This window comes from Nocardioides sp., assembly GCF_035503875.1.
Lineage (GTDB): Bacteria > Actinomycetota > Actinomycetes > Propionibacteriales > Nocardioidaceae > Nocardioides.
On the sequence record NZ_DATJTA010000008.1, the window covers coordinates 137,639 to 162,487 of the forward strand.

At 72.7% G+C, this 24,849-nt stretch carries 20 protein-coding genes; 16 read left to right on the forward strand and 4 right to left on the reverse strand.

The window, feature by feature from the left end; all coding sequences use genetic code 11:
* Positions 1-33: 33 nt before the first annotated feature.
* From VMF51_RS02335 to VMF51_RS02350, 4 genes are read left to right on the forward strand one after another with little or no spacing between them, the layout of a single operon-like run.
* A complete protein-coding gene (locus VMF51_RS02335; protein WP_325472773.1) occupies positions 34-765 on the forward strand; it encodes an alpha/beta hydrolase in 732 nt (243 codons plus the stop codon).
* Complete coding sequence (locus VMF51_RS02340) at positions 758-2,263, forward strand: aldehyde dehydrogenase (RefSeq protein ID WP_325472774.1); 1,506 nt, start codon at positions 758-760, stop codon at positions 2,261-2,263. The genes VMF51_RS02335 and VMF51_RS02340 overlap by 8 nt, the downstream gene beginning before the upstream one ends.
* Before the next feature lie 2 nt (positions 2,264-2,265).
* The gene (locus VMF51_RS02345) at positions 2,266-2,484 is read left to right on the forward strand and encodes a tautomerase family protein (protein WP_325472775.1); all 219 of its coding nucleotides are present in this window, start codon (positions 2,266-2,268) and stop codon (positions 2,482-2,484) included.
* Positions 2,481-3,524, forward strand: a complete 1,044-nt coding sequence (locus tag VMF51_RS02350) for an LLM class flavin-dependent oxidoreductase (protein ID WP_325472776.1) — start codon at positions 2,481-2,483, stop codon at positions 3,522-3,524. The genes VMF51_RS02345 and VMF51_RS02350 overlap by 4 nt, the downstream gene beginning before the upstream one ends.
* 22 nt (positions 3,525-3,546) lie before the next feature.
* Here the strand turns inward: VMF51_RS02350 and VMF51_RS02355 are convergent, their stop codons facing one another.
* Entirely contained in the window at positions 3,547-5,673 is a 2,127-nt protein-coding gene (locus VMF51_RS02355) for an Ig-like domain-containing protein (protein WP_325472777.1), read from the reverse strand.
* Between the two features lie 139 nt (positions 5,674-5,812).
* Between VMF51_RS02355 and VMF51_RS02360 the strand changes: the two genes are divergently transcribed.
* The 10 genes from VMF51_RS02360 to VMF51_RS02405 all read left to right on the forward strand — a co-directional run bounded on the left by VMF51_RS02360 (position 5,813) and on the right by VMF51_RS02405 (position 19,863).
* Positions 5,813-6,655, forward strand: a complete 843-nt coding sequence (locus tag VMF51_RS02360) for a hypothetical protein (protein ID WP_325472778.1) — start codon at positions 5,813-5,815, stop codon at positions 6,653-6,655.
* Positions 6,656-6,784: 129 nt separating this feature from the next.
* Entirely contained in the window at positions 6,785-7,480 is a 696-nt protein-coding gene (locus VMF51_RS02365) for a hypothetical protein (RefSeq protein WP_325472779.1), read from the forward strand.
* Positions 7,481-7,656: 176 nt separating this feature from the next.
* Positions 7,657-8,223, forward strand: a complete 567-nt coding sequence (locus VMF51_RS02370; RefSeq protein WP_325472780.1) for a copper chaperone PCu(A)C — start codon at positions 7,657-7,659, stop codon at positions 8,221-8,223.
* Positions 8,223-9,437: a Dyp-type peroxidase gene (locus VMF51_RS02375; protein WP_325472781.1), complete on the forward strand. Its 1,215-nt coding sequence runs from the start codon at positions 8,223-8,225 to the stop codon at positions 9,435-9,437. The genes VMF51_RS02370 and VMF51_RS02375 overlap by 1 nt, the downstream gene beginning before the upstream one ends.
* Before the next feature lie 27 nt (positions 9,438-9,464).
* Entirely contained in the window at positions 9,465-10,235 is a 771-nt protein-coding gene (locus VMF51_RS02380) for a DsbA family protein (protein ID WP_325472782.1), read from the forward strand.
* Complete coding sequence (locus VMF51_RS02385) at positions 10,232-10,831, forward strand: vitamin K epoxide reductase family protein (RefSeq protein ID WP_325472783.1); 600 nt, start codon at positions 10,232-10,234, stop codon at positions 10,829-10,831. The genes VMF51_RS02380 and VMF51_RS02385 overlap by 4 nt, the downstream gene beginning before the upstream one ends.
* Positions 10,828-11,373 (forward strand): copper resistance CopC family protein, encoded by a 546-nt coding sequence (locus VMF51_RS02390; RefSeq protein WP_325472784.1) that lies wholly within the window; start codon positions 10,828-10,830, stop codon positions 11,371-11,373. The genes VMF51_RS02385 and VMF51_RS02390 overlap by 4 nt, the downstream gene beginning before the upstream one ends.
* Complete coding sequence (locus VMF51_RS02395) at positions 11,370-13,382, forward strand: cytochrome c oxidase assembly protein (protein ID WP_325472785.1); 2,013 nt, start codon at positions 11,370-11,372, stop codon at positions 13,380-13,382. The genes VMF51_RS02390 and VMF51_RS02395 overlap by 4 nt, the downstream gene beginning before the upstream one ends.
* Before the next feature lie 83 nt (positions 13,383-13,465).
* Positions 13,466-15,787 carry an arylsulfatase gene (locus tag VMF51_RS02400; protein WP_325472786.1) on the forward strand — a complete coding sequence of 774 codons (2,322 nt, stop codon included), beginning with the start codon at positions 13,466-13,468 and terminating at the stop codon, positions 15,785-15,787.
* A gap of 155 nt (positions 15,788-15,942) precedes the next feature.
* Positions 15,943-19,863: a DUF7507 domain-containing protein gene (locus tag VMF51_RS02405; RefSeq protein WP_325472787.1), complete on the forward strand. Its 3,921-nt coding sequence runs from the start codon at positions 15,943-15,945 to the stop codon at positions 19,861-19,863.
* Positions 19,864-19,881: 18 nt separating this feature from the next.
* Here VMF51_RS02405 and VMF51_RS02410 read toward each other — a convergent pair whose 3' ends face one another.
* From VMF51_RS02410 to VMF51_RS02420, 3 genes are read right to left on the reverse strand one after another with little or no spacing between them, the layout of a single operon-like run.
* Positions 19,882-20,547, reverse strand: a complete 666-nt coding sequence (locus VMF51_RS02410) for an AIM24 family protein (protein ID WP_325472788.1) — start codon at positions 20,545-20,547, stop codon at positions 19,882-19,884.
* 36 nt (positions 20,548-20,583) lie between these two features.
* The gene (locus VMF51_RS02415) at positions 20,584-21,891 is read right to left on the reverse strand and encodes an ankyrin repeat domain-containing protein (RefSeq protein WP_325472789.1); all 1,308 of its coding nucleotides are present in this window, start codon (positions 21,889-21,891) and stop codon (positions 20,584-20,586) included.
* On the reverse strand, positions 21,888-22,874 hold the full coding sequence (locus tag VMF51_RS02420; protein ID WP_325472790.1) for a gluconolaconase: 987 nt from the start codon (positions 22,872-22,874) through the stop codon (positions 21,888-21,890). Before VMF51_RS02420 ends, VMF51_RS02415 begins: the two co-directional genes overlap by 4 nt.
* Positions 22,875-22,985: 111 nt before the next feature.
* On the opposite strand from VMF51_RS02420, the gene VMF51_RS02425 reads away from it, so the two are divergent.
* Both VMF51_RS02425 and VMF51_RS02430 read left to right on the forward strand, forming a co-directional pair.
* Complete coding sequence (locus tag VMF51_RS02425; RefSeq protein WP_325472791.1) at positions 22,986-24,209, forward strand: sensor histidine kinase; 1,224 nt, start codon at positions 22,986-22,988, stop codon at positions 24,207-24,209.
* Positions 24,206-24,832 (forward strand): response regulator transcription factor, encoded by a 627-nt coding sequence (locus VMF51_RS02430; protein ID WP_325472792.1) that lies wholly within the window; start codon positions 24,206-24,208, stop codon positions 24,830-24,832. Before VMF51_RS02425 ends, VMF51_RS02430 begins: the two co-directional genes overlap by 4 nt.
* Positions 24,833-24,849: the final 17 nt, after the last annotated feature.

The following is a 24,849-nucleotide window of genomic DNA, read 5'->3' on the forward strand; positions in this document are numbered from 1 at the left end:
GCACAGCGTGGCGAGGGTGAGGAGGAGCGGACGATGACGCGACCGGTGGCCGTGCTCCTCCACGGCGTCGGCCTGGACCACTCGGTCTGGGACGAGGTGCGCACCCGGCTGGCGGAGCGGTACGACGTCCGCACTCCCGACCTGCCCGGGCACGGCGACGGTCCCCGCGTGCCTGCCGACGTCGACCTCGCCGGCCTGGCCGCGCTCGTCGCCGACCAGGTCCCGCCGGCGTCCCACCTCGTCGGCTTCTCTCTCGGCGCGCTCGTCGCGCAGCACCTCGCCGTCCACCGGCCCGACCTCGTGTCGTCCCTGACCAGTGTCAGCTCCGTGTGCCGCCGGACGACGGACGAGCGCGCCGCCGTCCTCGAGCGGCTCGACCGCGCGACGACCGACCCGGCCGCGAGCAACGAGGCCTCGCTGCGCCGCTGGTTCGACGGGTCCGACGTCGGCGCCGACGCGGTCGAGCGAACCCGCAGGGTGCTGGCCGCGAACGACCCCGGTCAGTTCCTCGCCTGCTACCGCGTGTTCGCCACCGGCGACGCCGTGGTCGGCCCCGACCTCGGCCGGATCCAGGTCCCGAGCCTGGCCGTGACCGGAGGCGAGGACCCCGGCTCCACGCCCGAGATGACCGAGCGCCTCGCGGCCGCCGTACCCGAGTGCCGCGCCGTCGTGGTGCCCGGCGTCCGCCACATGCTTCCCCTCGAGGCTCCGTCCGTCCTGGCGGACCTCGTCGACCAGCTCATCCGAGGAGCCGTCCATGTCTGAGACCACCGCATCCACCGTCGAGCGTCGACGGCACCACATCGGGGGCGAGCAGGTGGAGCCCCACTCGGGCGCGTGGTTCGACAGCCACAACCCCGCGACCCGCGGCACCCTGTACGCCGCGGCGCGCGGCGACGCGACCGACGTCGACCGCGCCGTGACCTCGGCCCGGCGCGCCTTCGAGGACCCCCGCTGGCGCGATCTCAGCCAGACCCGACGTGGCCGCCTGCTCCGCCGGCTCGCCGACCTGGTCGCGGAGAACGCCGAGGAGCTGGCCCACACCGAGAGCCTCGACAACGGCAAGCTGTTGCGCGAGATGCGCGGGCAGCTGGCGACACTGCCGGAGTACTACCACTACTACGCCGGCCTCGCCGACAAGATCCAGGGCGACGTCATCCCCACGTCGGACCGCTCCGTCCTCAACTACACGATGCGCGAGCCGCTCGGCGTCGTCGGCGCGATCACGCCGTGGAACTCCCCGCTCACCCTGACCACGAGCAAGCTCGCTCCCGCGCTGTGCTCGGGCAACACCATGGTCATCAAGCCGTCGGAGTACACCTCGGCGTCCGTGCTCCGCCTCGCCGAGCTCGTCGAGGAGGCCGGCTTCCCGCCCGGGGTCGTCAACGTCGTGACGGGCTTCGGGGCAGAGGCCGGCCAGGCGCTCGTCGACCACCCCGACATCGCCAAGATCTCCTTCACCGGCAGCACCGGCACCGGCTCGCGGATCGCGTCGTCGGTCGCCGCCCGCTTCCTCGGCTCCACCCTCGAGCTCGGCGGCAAGTCGCCGAACATCGTCTTCGAGGACGCCGACGTCGCGAACGCCGCGATGGGGGTGGTCGCCGGGGTCTTCGCCGCCGCCGGCCAGACCTGCATCGCGGGCAGCCGGGTCTTCGCCCACCGCAGCGTCTACGACGAGCTCCTCGAACGAGTCGCCGAGCGCGCCGCGACCATCCGCATCGGCGACCCTCTCCGCGACGACACCGAGCTCGGCCCGCTCGCCTTCGCCGACCAGCGCGACAAGGTCGCGGGATACGTCGACATCGGCCGCAGCGAGGGCGCCCGCGTCCTCACCGGCGGCACGCCCACCGACGGCGGGGGACTGGGCGGCTACTTCTACGAGCCGACCGTCCTGGTCGACGTCGACAACGACATGCGGGTCGTCCAGGAGGAGATCTTCGGCCCGGTCGCCGCCGTGATGCCCTTCGACACCGAGGACGAGGTCGTCGGCCTCGCCAACGACACCGAGTACGGCCTGGCGGCCGGCGTCTGGACCAACGACCTCGGCCGCGCGCACCGGATGGCCGGCCGGCTCCAGGCCGGCACCATCTGGGTCAACACCTACCGGGCGATGTCCCCGATGTCCCCACGCCAGGGCTACAAGAACAGCGGCGTCGGCGTCGAGCACGGCCAGGAGACGATCAAGGAGTACACCCAGCTCAAGAGCGTCTGGATCAACACGAGCCCGGAGCCCCTCGGCGACCCGTTCGTGATGAGGAGCTGAGCGTGCCGTTCGTCGACGTCACCCTGACCGAGGGCCGCGACCCCGACCAGGTACGCGCCCTGATCCACGCCGTGCACCAGGCCGTCGTCACCGCGGCGGCCGCCCGCCCCGAGCACGTCCGTGTGGTCGTGCGCGAGGTACCTCGCACCCACTACGCCAGCGGCGACGTCACCGTCGCCGAGATGAACCTGTCCGCACCATCCCCGGAGGAGCCGTCGTGAAGTTCTCGCTGTTCGTGCACATGGAGCGCTGGGACGAGGAGGTGTCGCACCGAGAGCTCTTCGAGAACCTGACCGAGCTGACGCTCATGGCCGAAGCAGGCGGGTTCAGCACCGTCTGGGTCGGCGAGCACCACTCGATGGAGTACACCATCTCACCCAGCCCGATGCCGATCCTGGCCTACGTGGCGGCACGCACGGAGACCATCCGGCTCGGCGCCGGGACCATCATCGCGCCGTTCTGGAACCCGATCCGCGCGGCGGGCGAGTGCGCCCTGCTCGACGTCATCAGCAACGGCCGGATGGAGGTGGGCCTCGCTCGGGGGGCCTACCAGTTCGAGTTCGACCGGATGGCCGGCGGTCTCCCGGCCACCGACGGGGGCAAGCACCTGCGCGAGCTCGTCCCCGCCGTACGGGCGCTCTGGCAGGGCGACTACGCCCACGACGGCGAGATCTGGCAGTTCCCGACCTCCACCTCGGTGCCCAAGCCGATCCAGCAGCCCACTCCGCCGATGTGGATCGCGGCCCGCGACCCCGACTCCCACGACTTCGCCGTCCGCTCGGGATGCAACGTCATGGTCACGCCGCTCATGAAGGGTGACGAGGAGGTGCAGGCGCTGGTCGACAAGTTCGAGACGGCCGTCGGCAACCACCCGGAGGTCGAGCGCCCGCGGCTGATGGTCCTGCGGCACACCCACGTCCACGACGAGAACGACCCCGAGGGCTGGCGTCCCGCCGCCGCGGCGATCGCTCGGTTCTACCGCACCTTCGACGCCTGGTTCGGCAACAAGACGACCCCCGTCGACGGCTTCCTCGAGCCCAGCCCCGAGGAGAAGTTCGCCGAGCGCCCCGAGTTCGAGCTCGACTCCCTGCACCGCACCGCCATGATCGGCACGCCCGAGGAGGTCGTCGAGCGACTGAAGCACTACGAGTCGCTCGGCGTCGACGAGTACAGCTTCTGGATCGACAACAGCATGTCCCACGCCGAGAAGAAGGCCTCCCTCGCGCGGTTCATCGCGGACGTTGTCCCGTCGTTCCGCTGACCGAACGTACTCGGCGCGACGGCTACCGGTACGACGCGGCGTACGCCCCGCTGCGGGCGTCGAAGAAGGCGTACTGGACCCCTCTGATCTCCCGGGAGGTGAGCTCGAGCGGCTCGCCGTCGCGCTCGACGGTCGCGAGGCGCCCGCCCAGCGCCTCGGTCGGCAGCAGGGCGCGCAGCCTGCCCTCGGCCCGCTCGTCGACCGTGACGGTGAAGGTGACGCTGTCGGACGACCAGCGCAGGCGGTCGACGGTGGAGGCGGAGCGGCCGTCGGTCCAGTCCAGCAGCTGCTGCGCGGAGATGATCGGTACGTCGAGGTCGCGGGCGACCTCCATCACCTCCGCCCCGAAGTCCGTGCTGAAGTCGTGGTGGGTGCCGAACGCCGCGACGTACCCCTCGGGGCCGCGTGCCCGCTCGACCAGCCCGCGCAGTGCGTCCGGGTCGCCGGCGAAGACCTCGTCGACGAGGTGGGTCTCCTGCTGGTAGACGTCGATGAGTCCGCCGTCCAGGTCGCTGAACCGCAGCGGTAGGCCGGAGCCGGTCATGAACCCGGCCCGCGACGCCACCCAGTCGACGGGCCAGTAGTAGTAGTTCATGTCGATCCGGATGCCCCAGTCCCGCTCGACCTCCGGCTGGGTCACCAGCTCGGTCCACGCGATGCAGTGCAGCCGGTGCCCGGTCTGGGCGGGCAGGTCGGGATACCTCACCCGGAACGCGCGCAGGCCCCGGAGGTAGGCCAGGCGCAGCGAGGTCTCCGTCCAGTCCTGGCAGCCGGTCGTGACATGGGCGCCGAGGTCGAACCCGGCGTCGTGGAGGTCCGTGGCGTCCTCGGACCTCAGGCCGCTCCCAGGATCCAGCCATGCCGTCGCCCGCGCGCACTCCCAGCGGTCGACGTCGCAGCCGGGCGGGTCCGAGGCCTGCATCGCGGCGAACAGGTCTGCCGTCCCGTCCTCGGTCCCGTGGTCGTCCGCGGCCATCACCAGGACGGCGTCCTCGTCGTCCGGGAAGTACCAGAACCGCGGCAGCGGCGTGGCCGTCGCGGTCATCTCCTGGAGCAGCCGCGACAGCAGGCGCATCTGCTCGTCGGCCTGCGGGACCTGCACCTGCTCGAGGTCCACCCAGTCGTCGGCGGGGTCGTCGGCGGAGTCGCCGAAGAACAGGTCGTTGGGCCGCACCGGCGGTGTGCCGTCGCGCTCCTGGCCGGCCCACCGCGGATTGCCCTGGCGGGTGAGGACGACGGACTCGGCCAGGTCGAAGGTGAACGCGGCGACGCTGCCACCGGCCGGTCCGACCTCCCGCAGGGTGACCGCGGGGAACGAGCGGCCGTCGCCCTGGACGGTCGCGACGACGTCGGTCCCGTCGGTGGCCTCGACGCCTCCCGCGTCGGCGTGGAGACGCAGCGGCGCGGCGGGCAGACCTCGTCCCGCCTCGCTGCCGGTGTCGACCCGGAGCTCGCCCTCCGCGACGGCACCGGGCACCCGGCGGAGCCCCGCCAGTCCGGCCAGCTCGTCGCCCGCGTCGTTGAGCACGAGCCGGCCTCCCGCGTCGAGCCATCGACCCAGCTGCAGGCGGGCCGTGGGCCGCGGCGTACCGGAGACCACGGCCACCGCATGGTCGGCGAGCGTCGCGGTCGCCAGGTCGCGCAGCGCGATGGTCTCGAACGCCGGCATGCCCTCGGCCCGGAGGATCTCGGCGAGGAAGTCGTCATACGGGTTGCGGTCGTCGGTGACCAGGAGCACCGGCCCCCCGGGACCACGGGAGAGCCTCGGGGTGGGCGACACCACGAAGGTCCAGGTGTACGGCGCGTCCATCTGGCGGATCTCGATCCGCGCCTGGTAGCGCCCCGGTGCGAGCCCCGCCGCGGGATCGAGGGACGCCGAGCTCCGGTCGTCCTCCCACCGGACCCGCGCGGGAACCAGAGCCCCGGTCCGGTCGCGCAGAGTGAACTCCAGCGCCGCGGGATCGACGTCCACCCCGCCGTCGAAGGCCACGTCGACGGTCACCCCGGCGGGTACGTCGGTGGCCCCCGCGGCGGGGAACCACTCGATCGGGTCGGGCCGTGGATCGGTCCCCGCGACTTTCCACACGGCCACCCCCGCGGTGACCACCGCGGCAGCCACCACCGCGACAAGCAGGGCGCTCCTGCCCATCTGACGAGCCTAGGCGAGCACGCCGGGTACGTCGCCGGCCTGCTCGCCCTGCACCCCACAATGGAGGAGGCGCGGGTCCGGTGCCCGCCGTCTCCGGGATTCGAGTGCCGGTGGCGACCTCAGCCGGTACGGTCCGTCGGTGACTCGTTTCTGGCAGCGGCTGTGCGTCACCGTCTCGTCGTTCGCGGCAACCACGACGCTGGTCGCAGTTGCCGCTCCGGTCGCGGCCGATCCGGTGGCGGTCGCTGGGCCGGCGGTCTGGGTGTCCGCCAGGGCGGAGTTCGACACGACCGTGGAGCGGACTGTCAGGTTCACCCTCGATGCTACGACCGGTCCCGAGACGCCCGAGGCCGAGATCGCGTCGTACGACGTGCGGGTCGCTCGAACCCCGATGAGCTCCTCGCGGCGGGCTGCATGGCGCTATCCCGCCCGACTGCAGATACACGAGGTCCGAGCGGGCGGGGGCGACGGAGAACGCAGGCAGCTACGGCTCGGTGTCGCCCGTGGGCGCGTGCTGTGCGTCTCCGCACGTGCGACCGACACGCTCGGCAACGTCGGAGCGTGGTCCAACGACTCGTGCGTCACTCGATTCCTCCACGAACGTCGGCTCATCCATCACGGTGACGTGCGGCGGGTGAGGGACGACCGGTACTGGGGTGGTGCGGGTGCGCGGATCGGAGGGGGCGGCTCGCTCGTCCTTCGGTCGGTGCCGCAGGGCAGTCGGGTCGTCGTCCTCTGGGCCGAAGAACGCGACTGGGCGACGAGTGGGACCGGTACGGTGACCGGCGTCGGCGATCGTGGCCCACGTCGCCTGTGCAGTGGCCCCTTCGGCGGTTGGTCGGAGAAGAATCCCGACTACCGCCGCCGCGACAGGTGCAGTAAGCGGCAGGGCCGGCACGGACCGGTCCGCGTCCACGCCCGGTGGGACCCGCCGACCGCACCGGTGCAAGGGCTCGCGATCGTTCCCGCCTGGGTGCGCTGACGCCGTTCGGGTGAGCGCCGCCACCAGCGGTGACGACGAGACTCCTCGCCCTGTGGGGGCCGTCACCACCGGGCCGTCCTCCCCGCGGGGTCCCCGACCGCAGCTCCCACCCGATGAGAGAATGAGGGGATGGAGGGCCGCATCGACAGCTACGTCTTGTGGCTGCGCGCCCTCCTGGTCGCCGGTGTCGCCTTCTTCATCGGCATCGCCGGCCACGTGACGGCCGAGGGCCTGCTCCCCGGACCGGTGGCCCTGCTCTTCTTCTTCGTCTTCGCGGTGCTGCTCAGCGCACCCTTGTTGAACAGGCCGGCGTCCCGGCTGCGGCTCGTGGTGATGACCGTCGGCGGGCAGGCGCTGCTGCACCTCGCGCTCTCGGTCTCGGGTGGCCACGTGGGTGAGCGGAGCGGGGGAGCAGTGGTCGCGCCTCGGACGACGACCCTCTCCGATCTGCCGGTCGTCAACGGTCAGCGGCACGGCTCGCTGCTGGACGCGTACGCCGCCGGCGCCGGGACGTCGTCCGCGCCCGCCCCGGCCCTGCCCGTCGGGCACGTCCTGAACGATCTGACCGCGCACGCGCCGATGATGCTCGCGCACCTGGTCGTCGCCGCCGTCGTCGGACTGTGGCTGGCCCGCGGCGAGCGGTGCCTGTGGACCGTCCTGGCCCTGACCGGGCGACGGCTGGTCCTCGTCCTCACGACCGTCCTCGCCCCGCCCGTCCTGACCCGGTCGCGGCGTGTCCCGGCCGCCGAGGCCGACCTCCCGCTGCTGCGCTCGCGCTGGCTGTCCCAGCCGCTCTCCCGCCGCGGGCCACCGGTCCCCGCCTGACCGACCGCGCACGCCTCCTCGACGAGATCAGGGGCGCACGGTCGTCGCACCGTCTCTCCGGAGTCCCGCTCCGGCTCCTGAACCTGCCCGCAGCACCTGCGCTCCTCGTCCTGCCGTCCGTGGCGAGACCCGTCGACGCGCGCTGACCGGGCTCCCTGTCGAACGAAGAGGAACCCATGCACCACCGCACCTTCGCGGCCGCCCTCGGCGCTGCCGCGCTCACCCTGTCCCTCGCCGCGTGCGGCGACGACTCCGCGTCCGGCACCGGCGGCAACGCCGTGGTGTCCGGCGACTCCTCCGCCGCCACCGCGCAGGCCGACTTCTTCACGGTCACCGACCCCTGGGTCAGGGCGGCCGACGAGGGCATGACCGCGGTCTTCGGCACCCTGGTGAACGACAGCCCCCAGGACGTCACCGTCGTCTCCGCGACCAGCGACATCACCGCGGAGATGGAGCTGCACGAGACCGTCCAGAACGACGACGGCGGCATGGGCATGCAGGCCAAGGACGGCGGATTCGTCGTACCGGCCGGCGGCACCCACGAGCTCACCCCGGGGGGCGACCACCTGATGGTCATGGACCTCAACCGGGCGCTGAAGCCGGGGGAGACGGTCCGGATCACGCTGACCTTCGCCGACGACTCCACCAAGGAGCTCGACGCCACCGTCAAGACGTTCACCGGTGCCGAGGAGGAGTACCAGGGCGGCGCGACGGACACGAGCGAGTCCGACGGGAGCGAGTGATGACGTCGGCGCCCCGGTGGGGGCGTCGACAGCTCCTGCAGACCGGTGCCGTCGCCCTCGGGGGCGCCGGCGCCGGCTGGTCCGCCTCGGCGCTCGGTCGCGCCCAGGCCGCCCCGGTCGCCCCTGGACCTCCCACGGTCGAGGCGGCAGTGACGGGCAACCAGCTGGTGGGCTTCCACGGTGCCCACCAGGCAGGAGTCGCGACCCCTCCCCAGGCGCATCTCAGCCTGCTCGGACTCGACCTGCTGGACCGCGACGACCGGGACGCGTTGCGTCGGCTCCTGGTCCTGCTCAGCGACGACGCGAGCCGGCTGACCGCGGGTCGGGCCGCGCTGGCGGACACCGAGCCCGAGCTGTCAGCCGCGCCGGCCCGCCTGACGGTGACCTTCGGGCTCGGCCCGGCACTCACCGGCGGTCTTCCTCGCGGTGCTCGGGTGGCGCCGCTGCCGGACTTCTCGACCGACCGGCTCGACGACGCCTGGGGCCAGACCGACCTGGCGATCCAGCTGTGCGCCGACGACCCGCTCACCCTGGCGCACACGCGCCGGATGCTGGTCAAGGACGTGCGCGGACTCGCCGAGCTGCGCTGGATCCAGGACGGCTACCGGCGCGCCCGGGGTACTGAGCCCGACGGCACCACGATGCGCAACGTCATGGGGCAGGTCGACGGGACGGTCAACCCCGTCGAGGCCGACCCCGACTTCGCCGACCTCGTCTGGTCGGGGGAGGAGGGGTTCGTCGGCGGCACCTTCATGGTCGTACGACGCATCCGCGCGCGCATGGAGTCCTGGGACCGGGTCGACCGCGCCGGGCGCGAGGCCAGCGTCGGCCGACGGCTCGACAACGGTGCGCCGATCACGGGCGTCCGCGAGCACGACGAGCCCGACTTCGAGGCCACGGACCGGTTCGGACTGCCCGTCATCGACCCGGCCAGCCACGTCGCCCGAGCCCGCAGCGCCGACCCGGTCGAGCGGTTCCACCGCCGGGCCTACAACTACACCGTCCCCGATGCGACCCAGGCGTCCGGTGAGGACTCAGGCCTGGTCTTCATCGCCTTCGCGGCCGACCTGGAGCGTCAGTTCGTCCCCGTCCAGCGGCGACTCGCCGATCTCGACCGGCTCAACGAGTGGGTCACGACCATCGGCTCCGCCGTCTACGCGATCCCGCCGGGAACCGCCGACGGCGAGCACGTCGCCCAGTCCCTGCTCGCCTGACGAGCAACCCCGAACCAGGAGAACCCCATGTCCAAGAAGAAGACCCCCCGCCTGCCCGCCGTCACCCCGGAGGGCAAGCAGTCTCAGCGCACCCGCCGGGAGGAGATGGCCCAGCTGCTCGTCGACCGCAAGCGCGACGAGCGGCGCCGTGCGATCCGGATCCAGGCCGGGATCGGCGCTCTCGTCGTCGCCCTCGTCGTCGGGATCACCGTCGGCGTGCTTTCGACCGGTGGCGAGGACGAGCCGGCCGCCGTACCCGCCGGCCTGACGGAGTCGGGCGCGGTCCGCTTCGGCCCGGACGACGCCGCGGTCACGGTGCGTGCCGTCGAGGACTTCCAGTGCCCCGCCTGCCGGCAGTTCGAATCCGCGTTGGGCGCCACTCTCGCCGAGTACCGCGCCAGCGACGACGTCGCCGTCGAGTACGTCCCGATCGCGTTCCTCGACCGGGCGTCGACCACGGAGTACGCGAGCCGGGCACTGAACGCCTCGATGTGCGTCCTGGCCGACGCCGGCGCGGATGCCTGGATGGCGATGCACGAGTCCCTCTACGCCCAGCAGCCCTCCGAGGGCGGTGCCGGCCTCGACGACCGGACGCTGGCCTCGATGGCGGTCGACGCGGGGGCGGACATCGACGCCGTCGGGCCGTGCATCACGGAGCGGCGCTACGACGACTGGGTCCAGGAGCACACCGACGAGGTCATGTCGTCCGGCGTCGGGAGCACCCCGACGGTGTTCGTCAACGACGAGCCGACCCAGCCCGGTGATCTCGTCGCCGCGGTGGACGCGGCCCGGTCGTGACCGCCACCGAGCAGGAGGTCCCGCTCCGTCCGTTCGGGCGCGGTCTGGTCGTGCTGGCAGGCCTCGGGCTGCTGGCCGCGTTCGCCCTGACCGTCGACAAGTTCCGGATCCTCGAGGATCCGTCGTACACGCCGATGTGCAACGTCAACCCGGTGCTGTCCTGCGGCTCGATCATGCGGACCGACCAGGCCTCGGCCTTCGGCTTCCCGAACCCGCTCCTGGGACTCGTGGGCTTCAGCGTCGTCCTGACCGTCGGTGTCCTGCTGGCCGGCGGCGTCCGGGTCCCGACCTGGGTGCTGACCGGTCTCGCGACCGGCGCCGGCCTCGGGCTGGCGTTCGTGCACTGGCTGGCCTTCCAGAGCCTCTACCGGATCAACGCGCTCTGCCCGTGGTGCCTCGTGGTGTGGTCGGTGACGATCCCCATCGCGGTCTGGTCCGTCCTGGTTGCGCTGCGCGCCGCCCTGCCGGAGGGCACCGCCCGACGGGTGGTCGAGGCCGTGTGGTCCGTCCGCTACCTGGTCGTGCTGGGCTGGTACCTGGTGGTCGTCGTGCTGGCGCTGGTCCGGTTCTGGGACTACTGGAGGACCCTCCTGTGATCCGCGGGATCGATCGGGCACGCGGTGGCGCCGTCGTCGGTGTCCTGGTCGTGCTGGTGCTGGCCTGGCACCCGATGCCGGCGTACGCGCACGCGTCCCTGGTCTCGTCGTCGCCGAGCGAGGGTGAGCGGCTCGCCATCGCGCCCACGACCGTCTCGTTCGAGTTCAGCGAGGAGATGAGCGCTCCGGCGTACGTCGTGGTCACGCCGCCCGACGACGAGGACCTCCTGGTCGGCGAGCCCGAGGTCGACGGCAACGTCGTACGCCAGCAGGTCCGAACGGGAGGGTCGGAAGGCACCTGGACGACCGCCGTCCGGGCCGTCTCCCAGGACGGTCACCCGGTGACGTCCCAGATCACGTTCAGCGTGGGTGCGGACGGTGACGGGCCCGCCACAACGGCGGAACCGGCCCGAGCCGATGGCCCGGCCACCGGCCGCGACGCGGGCGGGTGGTCGCGAACCCGGACCGACGTCGCGGTCGGGGCGGGTCTCTTCCTGCTTGCTGGACTCCTCCTCGTGCTGGCCCGGCGGTCACCCCGATGACGCGGCGTCGGTACGCCGTCGCGGCAGTCGTCCTGGTCGGACTCGCCGGCCTGGTGCTCCTGCTCCAGCTCGCCGGCGGGGCGCCGCAGCCGGTGCCCGCCGGGCTGCCCGATCCCGGAGCACTCACCGGCTGGGGCCTGCCCGTCTTGGGCTATGCGGGTCGCGTCCTCGGGGTGCTGGTCGTGGCGGGGCTCCTGGTGCCCCTCCTGACCAGCGAACGGATGAGCGAGGAGATCGGCGGTCGGGGCGTAGCGGCCGTCAGGACCGTGCGTCCCCTGGCGCTGGCCTGGCTGCTGACGGTCCTCGGCGAGCTGGTCCTGACGTTCTCGGACCAGTTCGCCCAGCCGCTCACCCAGATCCGATGGTCCGAGCTGACCGGGTTCGCCCGTCAGACGGACCAGGGGCGCTCGCTCCTCGTCCAGGCACTCCTCGTGCTCGCCGTGGCCCTCCTGTCGCGGTGGCTCCTCACCGCCCGCGAGACCGCGGCGCTGCTCGCGCTCGGGATCACGGCCCAGCTCCCGCCCGTCCTCACCGGGCACTCGGCGGCCGCGGGCAGCCACGACACGGCCATCATCAGCCTGCTGCTGCACGTCGCGGCGGCCTCGGTGTGGGTCGGTGGCGTGATCGCCCTCGTCTGGCACCTGTTTCGGGGCTCGGGACCGACGCCCGGCCACGCCCGGGCGACCCGACGCTTCTCGGGAGTGGCCGCCTGGTGCCTGGGCGTCGTGGTCGTCTCCGGTGCACTCAACGCGCTGGTCCGGCTGGGCTCCCCGTCGCCGTTGCTCACGACCGGGTACGGGCGCGGCGTCCTGGCCAAGCTGGTGGTCGTCGTCGCACTCGGCCTCGTCGCCGTCCGCCTGCGTCGGGCACTGGCGGAGCGTCCGCCGACGGGCCGCGTCCTGACCGCCCTGGTGACGACCGAGCTCACGCTGATGAGCCTCGCGATCGCGCTCGGCGTCGGTCTGGGGCGCACCCCACCGCCCGCCGGCGAGCCCTACACGAGTGTCGCCGAGAACCTGCTCGGAGGCCCCGTGCCGCCGGCACCGACCCTGGGCCGGCTGCTGACCTCGTTCCAACTCTCGGGCGTCGCGCTGCTCGTCGTCGGGCTCGGTTCGGCCGCCTACCTCGTCGGCATCCTGGCGCTGCGGCGGCGCGGCCAGAGCTGGCCGGTGCTCCGGTCCGTCTCCTGGTTCGTCGGGCTGCTGCTGGTCGGGTACGCGACCGCGGGTGGCCTCGGGACGTACTCCCACGTGATGTTCAGCGCCCACATGGCGGCCCACATGGTCCTGTCGATGATCGCGCCGATCTTCCTCGTGCTCGGTGCGCCGATCACCCTCGCCCTGCGAGCCCTTCCCGGGGCCGACGTCCCCGGCGGTCACGGGCCGCGCCAGTGGCTCGCGGCCGCCCTGCGCTCGAGACCCGCCCGGCTCGTCGCGCACCCCGTCTCGGCAGCCGTGGTGTCCGTCGCGAGCCTGTACGTCGTCTACTTCTCCGGGCTCTTCGACGCGCTGATGGGCAGCCACCTCGGCCACGCGGCGATGGAGCTGCACTTCCTGGTCGCGGGGTGCCTGTTCTTCGAGGTGCTGGTCGGCGACGCGCCGGTTCCCCGTCGGCTCTCGCACCTGGCGCGGTTGGGGCTGCTGCTCGTGGTGATGCCGTTCCACGCGTTCTTCGCGATCTCCGTGATGAGCTCGAGCACCGTGCTCGGCGGCGAGTACTACGCGCTCCTGGACCGCGGCTTCGCCACCGACCTGCTCGGCGACCAGTACCTGGGCGGGTCGATGACGTGGGCGCTCGGCGAGCTGCCCATGGTGCTCGTCCTCGTGGTGCTCCTCGCCCAGTGGGTGCGCAGCGACCGGCGGGCCGCCGCGCGGCTGGACCGCGACGCGGCGCGCGGGGACGACGACCAGCTCGACGCCTACAACGCCATGCTCGCCGGTCTCGCTCACGCCGACCGGACACCGCGTTCACCCGCGACGGGTGAGGGCGTTCCCCGTCGCCGTCACTAGCGTCCCGGCATCGCCTGGCACGGGCGCGCGTGCCAGGCCCGACGTCGGCGGCCGGAGCCGGCGCGCAGAGAGACGAGGCATCGATGGCCGGCTTCCCGGTTCTTCCCCGACAGGACGTGTTGCCGTTCCCGCCGACGCCCTCGGCGTCGACGGCCGGCCGCACCATGCAGGAGTCGACGTACGAGCGCCGGGTCGACGAGCCGCGGCTCTCGCCCGATGCGCCGAACATCCTCGTGGTGCTGATCGACGACGCCGGTCCGGGACTGCCGAGCACCTTCGGCGGCGACGTACGCACCGACACGTTGACGCGCCTGCGCGAGGAGGGCATCGGCTACAACCGCTTCCACACGACGGCCATGTGCTCGCCGACGCGGGCGTCCCTGCTCACCGGTCGCAACCACCACCGCATCGGCAACGGCCAGATCGCCGAGCTCGCGAACGACTGGGACGGCTACTCGGGACACATCCCGTCGAGCACTGCCCTGGTCGCGGAGGTGCTGACCGACTACGGCTACTCGACGGCGGCCTTCGGCAAGTGGCACAACACCCCGGCGGAGGAGACCACGCCGGCGGGTCCGTTCCACAACTGGCCGACGGGCAAGGGGTTCGAGTACTTCTACGGGTTCCTGGCCGGAGAGGCATCGCAGTACGAGCCGAACCTCGTCCGCAACACCACCAGCGTCCTGCCACCCCGACGGCCGGAGGAGGGCTACCACCTGAGCGAGGACCTCGCCGACGACGCGATCGGGTGGCTGCGCCGGCACCGGTCGTTCGAACCGGACAAGCCGTTCTTCATGTACTGGGCCAGCGGCTGCCTGCACGGCCCGCACCACATCATGAAGGACTGGGCCGACAAGTACGCCGGCGCGTTCGACGACGGGTGGGACGCCTACCGCGAGCGCGTCTTCGCGCGGGCCAAGGAGTCCGGCTGGATCCCCGAGGACGCCGCCCTGACCCCGCGGGATCCGCGCCTCCCCGCCTGGGACGACCTTCCCGAGGACGAGCGCCCGTTCCAGCGGCGCCTGATGGAGGTCGCCGCCGGGTTCGCCGAGCACGTCGACGTCCAGGTCGGGCGCCTCGTCGACGAGGTCGAGCGGCTCGGCTACGCCGACAACACCCTCGTGTTCTACATCTGGGGCGACAACGGATCCTCGGGGGAGGGGCAGAACGGCACGATCAGCGAGCTGCTCGCCCAGAACGGCATCCCGACGACCGTGGACATGCACATCCGGGCGCTGGAGGAGCTCGGCGGCCTCGACGTGCTCGGCTCGCCGAAGACGGACAACCAGTACCACGCCGGGTGGGCCTGGGCCGGGAGCACGCCGTACCGGGGCATGAAGCTCCTCGCCTCGCACCTGGGCGGGACGCGGAACCCGATGGTCGTCCGCTGGCCGCGGCACATCGCTCCCGACCCCGAGCCACGCAGCCAGTTCCACCACTGCAACGACCTCGCGCCGACCATCTACGAGGTCATCGGGATCACTCCGCCGCGGGTGGTCCGGGGCGTCGAGCAGCAACCGCTGGACGGGGTGAGCCTCGCCTACACCTTCGACGACGCCCACGCTGAGGGTCGGCTGCGGACCCAGTACTTCGAGATCATGGGCAGCCGGTCGATCTACCACGACGGGTGGATGGCGTCGGCTTTCGGGCCGCGGGCCCCGTGGGTGCCGGGCATCCCGGAGGGCATCCTGGAGTGGTCGCCCGACCAGGACGTGTGGGAGCTCTACCACCTGGACGAGGACTGGACCCAGGCGCGCGACCTCGCCGACGACCATCCGGAGAAGCTCGCCCAGCTGAAGGAGGTCTTCGCGATCGAGGCGGCCCGCAACAGCGTCTACCCCGTCGGCGGGGGCCTCTGGGTGCCCGTCTACCACCCCGAGCTCCGCATCTCGACGCCGTACCGCGAATGGACGTTCACCGGCGACATCACCCGCATGCCGGAGTTCTGCGCGCCGGGCCTCGGCAACCGGGCCAACACGGTCGTCATCGACGCCGACCTCCCCGAGGACGCCAGCGGGGTGCTGTACGCGCTGGGCGGGTCCGGCGGGGGACTGACCTGCTACCTGGACCAGGGACACCTCTGCTACGAGTACAACTGCTTCATCCTGATGCGCACCAAGATCCGGTCCGCGCGACCGCTGGCGCCCGGTCGCGCGCGGATCGAGATCACGACGACGTACGCCGAGGCGCGCCCGGGCGGTCCGCTGGACATCACGCTCAGCGTGGGTGACGAGCAGGTCGCGTCGGGACAGGTCCCGGTCAGCGCACCGCTGCTGTTCACCGCGAACGACTGCCTCGACATCGGCACCTGCCTGGGCAGCCCGGTCTCGCTGGACTACTACGATCGCGCGCCGTTCCCGTTCAACGGCTCCATCGACACCGTCAGCGTCCGCTACCTGAGCTGACGCGGGCAACGCGCTCCCTCCCGGCGCGCCGACGGGAGCGGGGGTCCATCGCACCCTTTCACCCGCTTCGGGTGGTTCGCGACGGTCGGCAGGTGGCTGGACTCGTGGTGCTCTTCCCGGGGCGCGGGAGATCCGAGGATCACCGAGAGGCACACGTGAGCACGCACACCACGGCACGGCGCAGGATCGCGACGCAGACGGTCCTGGTGCTCGTCGGCGCGAGCCTGACGGTCGCCACGCTGGTCGGGTCGACGACGGCGCCGGCCGCCGCCGTCACCACCGACTGCACGACCTCGCCGACCCGGTGCACGGCGACGTTCAGCTACACCGGAGCCGTGGAGAACTTCGTCGTGCCGGTCGGGGTGACCACGATCCGCGCGGTCGTGCTCGGTGCCCAGGGCGGCAAGAGCAAGGGCGTCGACTCGGGGGTCGACCCGAGCCTCGGAGGCCTGGGTGGACGTACGACGGCCGACGTGCCGGTCACCCCGGGACAGACGCTGCGGATCGTGGTGGGCCAGCAGGGCAGCGGCGGGCAGGCCGCCGACAAGACGACGGTGGGGACGTTCGGCGGTGGCGGCGTACCCGGTCAGACGACGACGCCGGTGTCCGGCTCGGGAGGGTCGGGCGGCGGAGGCTCCTTCGTGTTCGGTCCGGGGACGGGCAACCTGCTCATCGCCGCCGGCGGTGGCGGCGGCGCGGGCTCCGGAACCGCAGGTGGCGTGGGCGGCGGCGCGACGACCGCGGCCACGGCCGGTGCCAACGGCACCCGCAACGCACGGGGTGGTGGTGCCGCGACCCTCACCGCGGTCGGCGCCGGCGGAGGGGCAGGCACGAACGGGAACGCCGGCGCCGCCGGCACCGGCCCGGCCACGGCGCCCGCCGCGCTGGGCAGGGGTGGCAACGGCGGCGCCGCCGAGTGGTCCGGCGCCGGTGGTGGGGGCTACCGCGGTGGTGGCGGCGGCGGAACCGACGGAGGAACCACCTTCCCGAAGTACGAGGGAGCCGGTGGTGGTGGCCGCGGGTACCTGATCGCCACCGGCACACTCGCGAGCTCGGCCTCCGGCACCCGTGCCGGTCACGGACAGGTGACCCTCTCGTGGGAGCAGCAGGCCACGGTCACCCTCGTCAAACGGGTCAACGGACGGCTCGTGCCGGACGACCAGTTCACCGTCACCCTCACGGACTCCTCCGGTACGACGACCGGGAGCGTCACGACCACCGGTTCTCAGACGACCGCGTCGACGGCCGCCCTGCCGGTCGTGCGGGGGAGGACCTACCTCATCACCGACCGGCTCACCGACGCGTCACCCTCCAGGCCCTCGGACTACACCGGCACCCTCGCCTGCCTCACCGACTCCGGGTTCATCGCCTCGCCGCCGCGACCACCCATCGGGGTCTGGGAGCTCACGATCGGCACCGCGAACAGCTACGTGTGCACGGTCGAGAACACCGCCGACGCGGCGAACCCCGAGCTGTCCCTGGTCAAGTCCGTGTCGCCCTCCGGCGCGGCCGACTTCACCGTCGGGAACACGCTCACCTACTCCTTCGTCGTGACGAACACCGGCAACGTCGCGATCGACGGCGTGGGCGTCGAGGAGCTGGCGTTCTCCGGCGCAGGCGCTCTGCCGACGCCGGCCTGCGGTCGGACCACGCTGCCACCGGGCGAGGAGACGACCTGCACCAGCGCCTACACCCTCCTCCCGGCCGACGTGAGCGCGGGGCGAATCACCAACGTCGCGGAGGCCACGGGCACCGCACCTGGTGGAGGGGCCGTGACCTCGGAATCCGACGACGCCGAGGTGCCGGACGATCCGCAACCTGCGCTCGCTCTCGTCAAGGAGGCATCACCCCAGTACGCCCTCGCGACCGGAAGTGAGATCGACTTCACGTACACCGTCACGAACTCCGGCAACGTGGCGATCACCGACGTGGGCGTCGTCGAGGAGACCTTCAGCGGCTCCGGGACGCTGGGTGCGGCGGCGTGCGCGCCCACCACGCTGCTCCCCGGCGAGGAGGCCACCTGCACGGCGACGTACACGACCACCCAGGCCGACATGGACGCCGGAGACCCGGTCGCCAACGTCGCCCACGCCACGGGCACGGCCCCCGGCGGCGGCGTCGTGGACTCGGCGTCGGACGACGCCGTCGTCCTCATCGTCGGCACGCCGGAGGTGTCCCTGGACAAGGAGGTCACCCCGGCCGTCGTCCAGGCGGCAGGTGACTCGGTGAGCTACGAGTACACGGTGACCAACAGTGGCAACGTCACGGTCAGCGCCCCGTCGATCCTCGAGGACTCGTTCTCGGGAAGCGGAACGCTCCCGACGCCCAGCTGCGCTCCCACGACGCTCGCCCCCTCCGACACGGCGACCTGTACGGCGGCGTACACCGTCGACCTGGCCGACATCGACTCCGGCGCGATCACCAACGTGGCGCACGCCCGGGCCACCGACCCGGACGGGAGCGCGGTCGAGTCGACGACCGACAGCGCGATCGTCGCGGTTGTGCCCCGCCATGACCTGGTGCTCGGCAAGAGTGCCGCCCCGACGTCGGTCGGCGACGCGGGTGACGCGGTCACCTACACCTATGCCGTGACCAACAACGGCACCGCGACCATCGCGAACCTCGCCATCGACGAGGTCGACTTCACGGGCACCGGCACCCTCCCCGACGCGTCGTGCGACGAGACGACGCTCGCCCCGACGGACTCGACCACGTGCACCAGCACGTACGTCGTCGGCGTCGAGGACTTCGGCCTCGCCACCATCGACAACACGGCGCGGGCCGTGGGGAACGGACCCGGCGGCAGCATCGTGACGTCGGACGAGTCGGCGGCGAGCGTCGCCGTGCTCCCGCCCCCGGCGACGCTCGTGCTCGACAAGTCGGCGAGTCCCACGACGGTCGACGCCGCGGGCGAGGTCGTCACCTACTCGTTCCGGGTGCGGAACGTAGGCACAGGCACGGCCACGGGCCTCACGATCGTCGAGCGGTCGTTCAACGGGGTCGGCCGACCGCCCGTCCCGACGTGCCCGGCGGGGGCCTCGGTCGCACCGGGCGCCGCGCTGACCTGTACGGCGACCTACCGGGTCGACGCCGGGGACCTCGGGAGGTCCATCTCGAACACGGCGGTCGTGACGGCCACCGGACCCGGCGGAGCGGCGGTGGTGTCGGCACCGGACAGCGCGACGGTGAGCGCCAACCGACCCGCACCCGACCCGCCTCGGCTCAGGACGCGGACCTCCGATCGCCGGGTCGAGCCCGGCGAGTCGTTCCGGGTCCGCGTGCGCGTCTCCCGCCTCGACGCCGGCGCGCGGACCACGGCCGTCGCGCGGCTCTACGGGCCGTTCACGTCGATGGCCGACGCCGGCTGCCGCGCCGGGACGCTGGCCCGTCAGGTGAGCTGGCGGGTGCGCAACGGCGCCAGCAGGTCGCCCGCGGTGCGCGTCCCGGCCCCCGGCGTCTACGTCTGGCGGGTCTCGACCAGGGCCACCGCGTCGCAGGCGTCTGCCGGTCAGCGCTGCGGGCTGAGGGTGAACGCGACCACCGTCGCGCGCGCGGCGTACTCGGCTCCGGTCGTGAACGGCGGGTACTCCGGGTTCCTCCCGCAGGACCCGACCGGCCGGTGGGCTCGAACGGTCGTCCCGTTCATCACCGCGCCGGGGATCGGCCTGCGGGCACCGGTCGTCTCGACGGTGGTGAGGGGAGGCCGGATGGTCCTACCGTCCTCGGTCGCCACCGTCGCCCGGCTGGGCAGGTCGGCCGACTTCGGCGAGAGGATCGGAACGGTCGTCGTCGGCGGACACGTCTCGGACCGGCACGACAACCCGGGGGCGTTGTGGAATCTCCAGCGCGCTGAACGCGGCCAGATCGTCAGCGTCAAGGTCGGCAAGCGCCTGCACAGGTACCGCATCACCGACACCGCGAGCTACCCCCGCACCGGCAGGCTCCCGCAGCGCTACTTCGCCACGACGGGCCGACCCCGCCTGGTGCTGATCAGCTGCACCGATCGGGTCGTCCACCCGAACGGCCGGTTCCACTACACGCGCTACCAGGTCGTCGTCGCCCGGGCACTGCGATAACGGCGCACCCCACGCACCTCAGTGGCTGTGGGTCGGCACGGTCCGGCCCTCACTGGCCTGGACGACCACGAAGCCCTGACCGCTGAAGGCCAGCTGGAACGCCTCGCCGGAGCCGCGGCCGATGAGGGCGCCGGCGCCCGCGGTGCGCCGGACCGCCGTGGTGAGGGAGGAGGACCAGGCCACCGCCGCCTGGATGTCGGCGTACGTCGGGGCGTCGACGTTAAGGACGACGGGAGCGCCGTGCGTGGTGATCGCGACGGTCCCGGTCCCGGTGAAGGTCGTGTTGAAGACGCCGCCGGCCATCATCGACGCGCCCTCGACCCGCTTGATGTCCCAGGCGAGCGAGGTGTCGAAGGCCAGGACGTTGCTGCCGTTGACCGTGAGGGCGTCGTTGTCGAGGTTGACCAGGTGGATCTCCATCGCGTCGTCGGCGAAGAAGACGTCCCCGCGGCCGGTGACCTTCATCAGGGGCATGCCCTCGCCGGTGAAGGCCTTCTTCAGGAACTTCCCCATGCCGCCGGAGCCCTGGTAGGCGAAGTCGACCTGACCCTGGTACGCGATCATCGCGCCCTGTCGCGCCATCACCTCCCCGTCGAGTGCGACCCGCAGCATCCGGGAGTTCTGCAACGTGAACCGGTCCCCGCTCGTCGACTCGAGGTTGGTGCCGAACAGCTCGCTGCGCATGGGTCTCCTCCGGGGCTTCGTGCGGTCGCTCGAAGGCTACGCGGGGGGTGAGCCGAGCGGCTCACCCTGCTGACGAAGCAGACCCGCGATCTCGTCGTACCCGCGCTGCTCGGCGTGCCTCACCGGGGTGACGCCGTCGTGGTCGGCGATGCGCCGATCGGCGCCGGCGGCGAGGAGGATCCGGACGATCTCCTGGTGGTCCGGTCCGCCGTCGCCGAGGATGATCGCTTCGAGCAGCGCCGTCCAGCCGAGGTCGTTGACGTGGTCGATATCGACGTCGGTCTTCACGACCCGGCGGACGTACGCGACGTGGCCGCGCTCGCTGGCGGGGATGGGGGAGAGGCCGCCGAACCGGTTGCGGATGGTCAGGTCCGGGCGCGCGGGGAGCAGGGCCTCGAGCATCGCGACGCTGCCGGTGACGCCGGTGACCAGCCACGGGGTGTCGTGACGGTCGTCGAGGGCATCGGGGTCCGCGCCCATCGCGACCAGCACCTCGGCGGCCGGGACGTGGTCGTACGTCGCGGCCAGCAGCAGCGCCGTCCGGTCGTGCTCGTCGCGGGCCTCGAGGTCGGCACCCGCACGGATCGCGGCGGCGACCGCGTCGGCGTCGCCGTCGGAGGCCGCCCGCAACAGGGCGGCGTCGGGGTCCGCGGGCCGGTCGGTGGTCGTCATGTGGGTCAGGATCCTCTCCAGTCGTTCATACCCGCGCTGGCGGGCCATCTCCAGCGGGGTCAGGCCCGTCGAGGGCGACCGGTCCCGCAACCGGACGCCGCCGGCGGCGAGCACCCGGACGGTGGTGGCGTACGACGCCGTGTCCTCGCCGAGCCACACCGCCTCGTGGATCGCCTGGTAGCCGATCCGGTTGACGTGGTCGCGGTCGATGCCCGTCCGAAGGAGCTCGCCCACGACGGTCCCGTGACCCCGCTCGGCGGCTCGGATCAGGCCGGTGCCGTTCCAGCTGTCCTTGTCGTCGATCCTGGCGCCGGCTCGCAGGGTGAGCCGCAGCAGATCCAGGTAGCCCTCGCTCGTGGCGATGAGGTACGCTGACTGCTCGGTCTCGTCCTTGGCGTTGACGTCGGCTCCGTGCCGGACGAGCCGCCGCGCGCGGTCGACGTCGTTCGCCCACGCGGCGTCCCGCAGCCGCCGGTCGAGCGTCGCCTGGTCGACCGGCGGCCGGGTCCTCGTCGGCCGCGGCGGCGCGCTCGACGGGGAGGGGGCCGCTTCGGTCGCCGCGGGCGGCTCCGTGCTGTGTTCGGGGGGCTGGTCGACGGGCTGGTCGCTCCCGCCCGTGCACGCCGACAGGACGAGCACGAGCGGGAGCGCCGCGAGAGTCAGGCGTCTCATCGGGTCGGGTCGGTGACGACCTCGTAGGGACCGGTCGCGACCGCCTCGTCGAACTTGCTGTCGACGTACAGGATCCGGCCGCGCAGGACCTTGGCGGTGGTGAGGACGCGATCGGGCGAGGTCGCCTCCTGACGGACGAGCACGGCCCGGCGGCCGTCGTGGCTCAGGCGCAGCGTCGCCACCATCCGGCTGAAGTTGCGCACCACCGTGAGCCGCTGGCCCTGGCGGACCAGGCCGTCCGCGTTCACCAGGTCGGCGTCCCCGGTGTCGACCGCACTGGCCGCACCGGTGCGCGTCGAGAAGCGCCAGAGGCGACCGGTGTTGCCCTGCGCGACGACGAAGGAGCGCCGGTCGGCGGTGAGCACGATGCCGCCGAGGTTGAAGCCCTCCTCGCGCTCGATGGTCCCGGTCGCGTCCGCCCACAGCGTCGCCCGCCAGCCGGCCCGGCCCGGGGCGACCCGGAACACCTGGGCGTCGTTGGAGTTCGTGAAGTACGCCGCGCCGTCCGGCCCGATCGCGACGTCGTTGAGGAAGACGTCGGTGCCGGGAGCCCGCAGCGCGGCGAGCAGGGTGCCGTCCGCGCGGTAGACCCACAGGTCGGGGCGGTCGTTCCCGATGCCGTTGGGGCCGCCCGCGACGTAGACGCGGCCCGCGCGGTCGACGGTGATGCCGCGCGCGGTGAAGCGTCCGTCGGTGCCGTCGCCCGCGAGCCACTCGGTGGTGGCGGCCGAGCCGACCCGTCCGCGGTGGATCTCGCCGCCGGTGACCTCGCTGACATAGAACACCCCGCGGCGCTCGTCGGCGCCGATGCCCTCGAACTTCGACCCGGCCGGGTTCGTGGCGCTGACCGGGTCGCCGGTGAGCTGGTACGCGTGCGGACGGCCGTGCCCATGCCCGTGGCCGTGGGCGGCCCCGGCGCCGAGCGTCGAGCCGAGGACGGCCGCGGTGAGCAGGGTGCTGGTGATCGGTGCGATGCGGTTCATGGGAGCCATCCTTCGTGCGCGGAGGGTCTCCGCACGTCGGGCGTTCGGCCACGTCTGGATAGCCGATCGGCTGATGCCGTCGAACCGCCGTGTCCCTACGCTGGACCGACCATGACCACACTCGCGACGCAGCCCGACGGGGAGCGCGCCGGCGTCCACGGGATCCTCGCCCCCGCGGCTCGTCTCGACCGGTGGCTGCTCGCCGTCCTCGTCGTACTGCTCGTCACTTGCGCGGCTCGGTACGTCGACCGCCACGGCATCCACGCGACGGGCGTCGCCGTCCTCACCGGAGCCCTGGTGCTCGGACTCGCCTTCGCGACCCGGGGGCTCCTGACCGGCCGGTCCTGGTGGCCCACGGTCTGGGTGACGGTGATGGTCGTGCTGTGGGCGTCGCTCACCCTGGTCGCCCCGTCGTTCGCGTGGTGCGCCGTACCCGTCGCCTTCGCCGTGCTGCGGGTGCTCCCGTTCGGGTGGGCGGTGGCGACGGTGACCGCGATGACCGCCGTGGTGACCGCGGCGTGGCTCCGGATCTCCGACGGGGTCGACCCGGCTCAGGTGGCCGGTCCGATCGCGGTCGCGCTGGTGACGGTGCTCGCCTACCGCGCGCTCGACCTGGAGTCGCGGGCGCGCCAGGACCTCCTCGACCGGCTGGTCGAGGCGCAGGCCGACCTGGCCGAGGAGCAGCGACGCACGGGCGCCCTCGCCGAGCGGACGCGGCTGTCGCGCGAGATCCACGACTCCGTCGGGCAGGGGCTCTCGAGCATCAACCTGCTCCTCCAGGCCGCCGAGCAGGGGTGGGAGACCCAGCCGGACGCGGCCCGCGCGCACGTCCGCACCGCGGCGGCGACCGCCCGCGACGGCCTCGACGAGGTACGCCGCGTGGTGCGCGACCTGGCGCCCGCCGACCTGGCGTCCGACAACTCGGGATCCGCGCTCCCCGTCGCCCTGCGCCGGGTGGCCGAGCAGGCGGCGCCGGGCATCCGGGTCGAGGTGCGCGTCGACGGCGACACCGTCGCGGTGCCGGAGGTGGTCGCCGCCGCCCTGGTCCGGACCGCGCGCGGGGCGCTGGCCAACGTGGTCGAGCACGCGGGCGCGCGACGGGTGGTGATGACGCTGACCTACCAGGACGACGAGGTGGTGCTGGACGTGCGTGACGACGGGTGCGGGTTCGAGCCCGGCGAGGTCCGGCCGCGAGGCGCGCGGGGTCGCGGCCTCGCGGGTATCCGCGACCGCGCGGAGGCGCTCGGTGGGCGCGCCGACGTCGAGAGCGCGCCGGGGGAGGGCACCACGGTCTCGGTGCGCTTCCCGCTCGGGACCGAGGCGGGCACGTCGTGATCCGGATCGTGCTGGTCGACGACCATCCCGTCGTGCGCGCCGGGCTCCGCGCCCTGGTCGAGGGCCAGGACGACCTGGTCGTCGTCGGCGAGGCCGACGGGCTGGAGCAGGCCCTGGAGGTGGTGGCCGGAGATCCGCCGGACGTCGTGCTGATGGACCTCAGCCTCGGAGCGGGACGCCCCGGAGGAGCCGAGGCGACGGCTGCACTCCGGGCCCTCGACGTACCGCCCGAGGTGCTGGTGCTGACGACCTACGACACCGAGTCCGACATCCTGCGGGCGCTCGAGGCGGGAGCACGCGGCTACCTGCTCAAGGACGCGCCGCCCGACGACCTCTTCGGCGGCATCCGGGCGACCGCCCGCGGCGAGACCGTGCTCGCGCCGTCGGTGGCCGCGACGCTGGTGCGCCGTACGACGCCGGGCGCGAGCACCGTCACCGACCGTGAGGTCGAGGTCCTCGAGCTGCTCTCGCGCGGGCTCGGCAACAAGGAGATGGCGCGTGAGCTGTTCGTCTCCGAGGCGACGGTGAAGTCCCACCTGTCGCACATCTACACCAAGCTCGGTGTCGACACCCGGGCGGGCGCGGTCGCCGTCGCGATCGAGCGGCGCATCATCCGCCCCTGAGGCACGGCTTCCGGGAC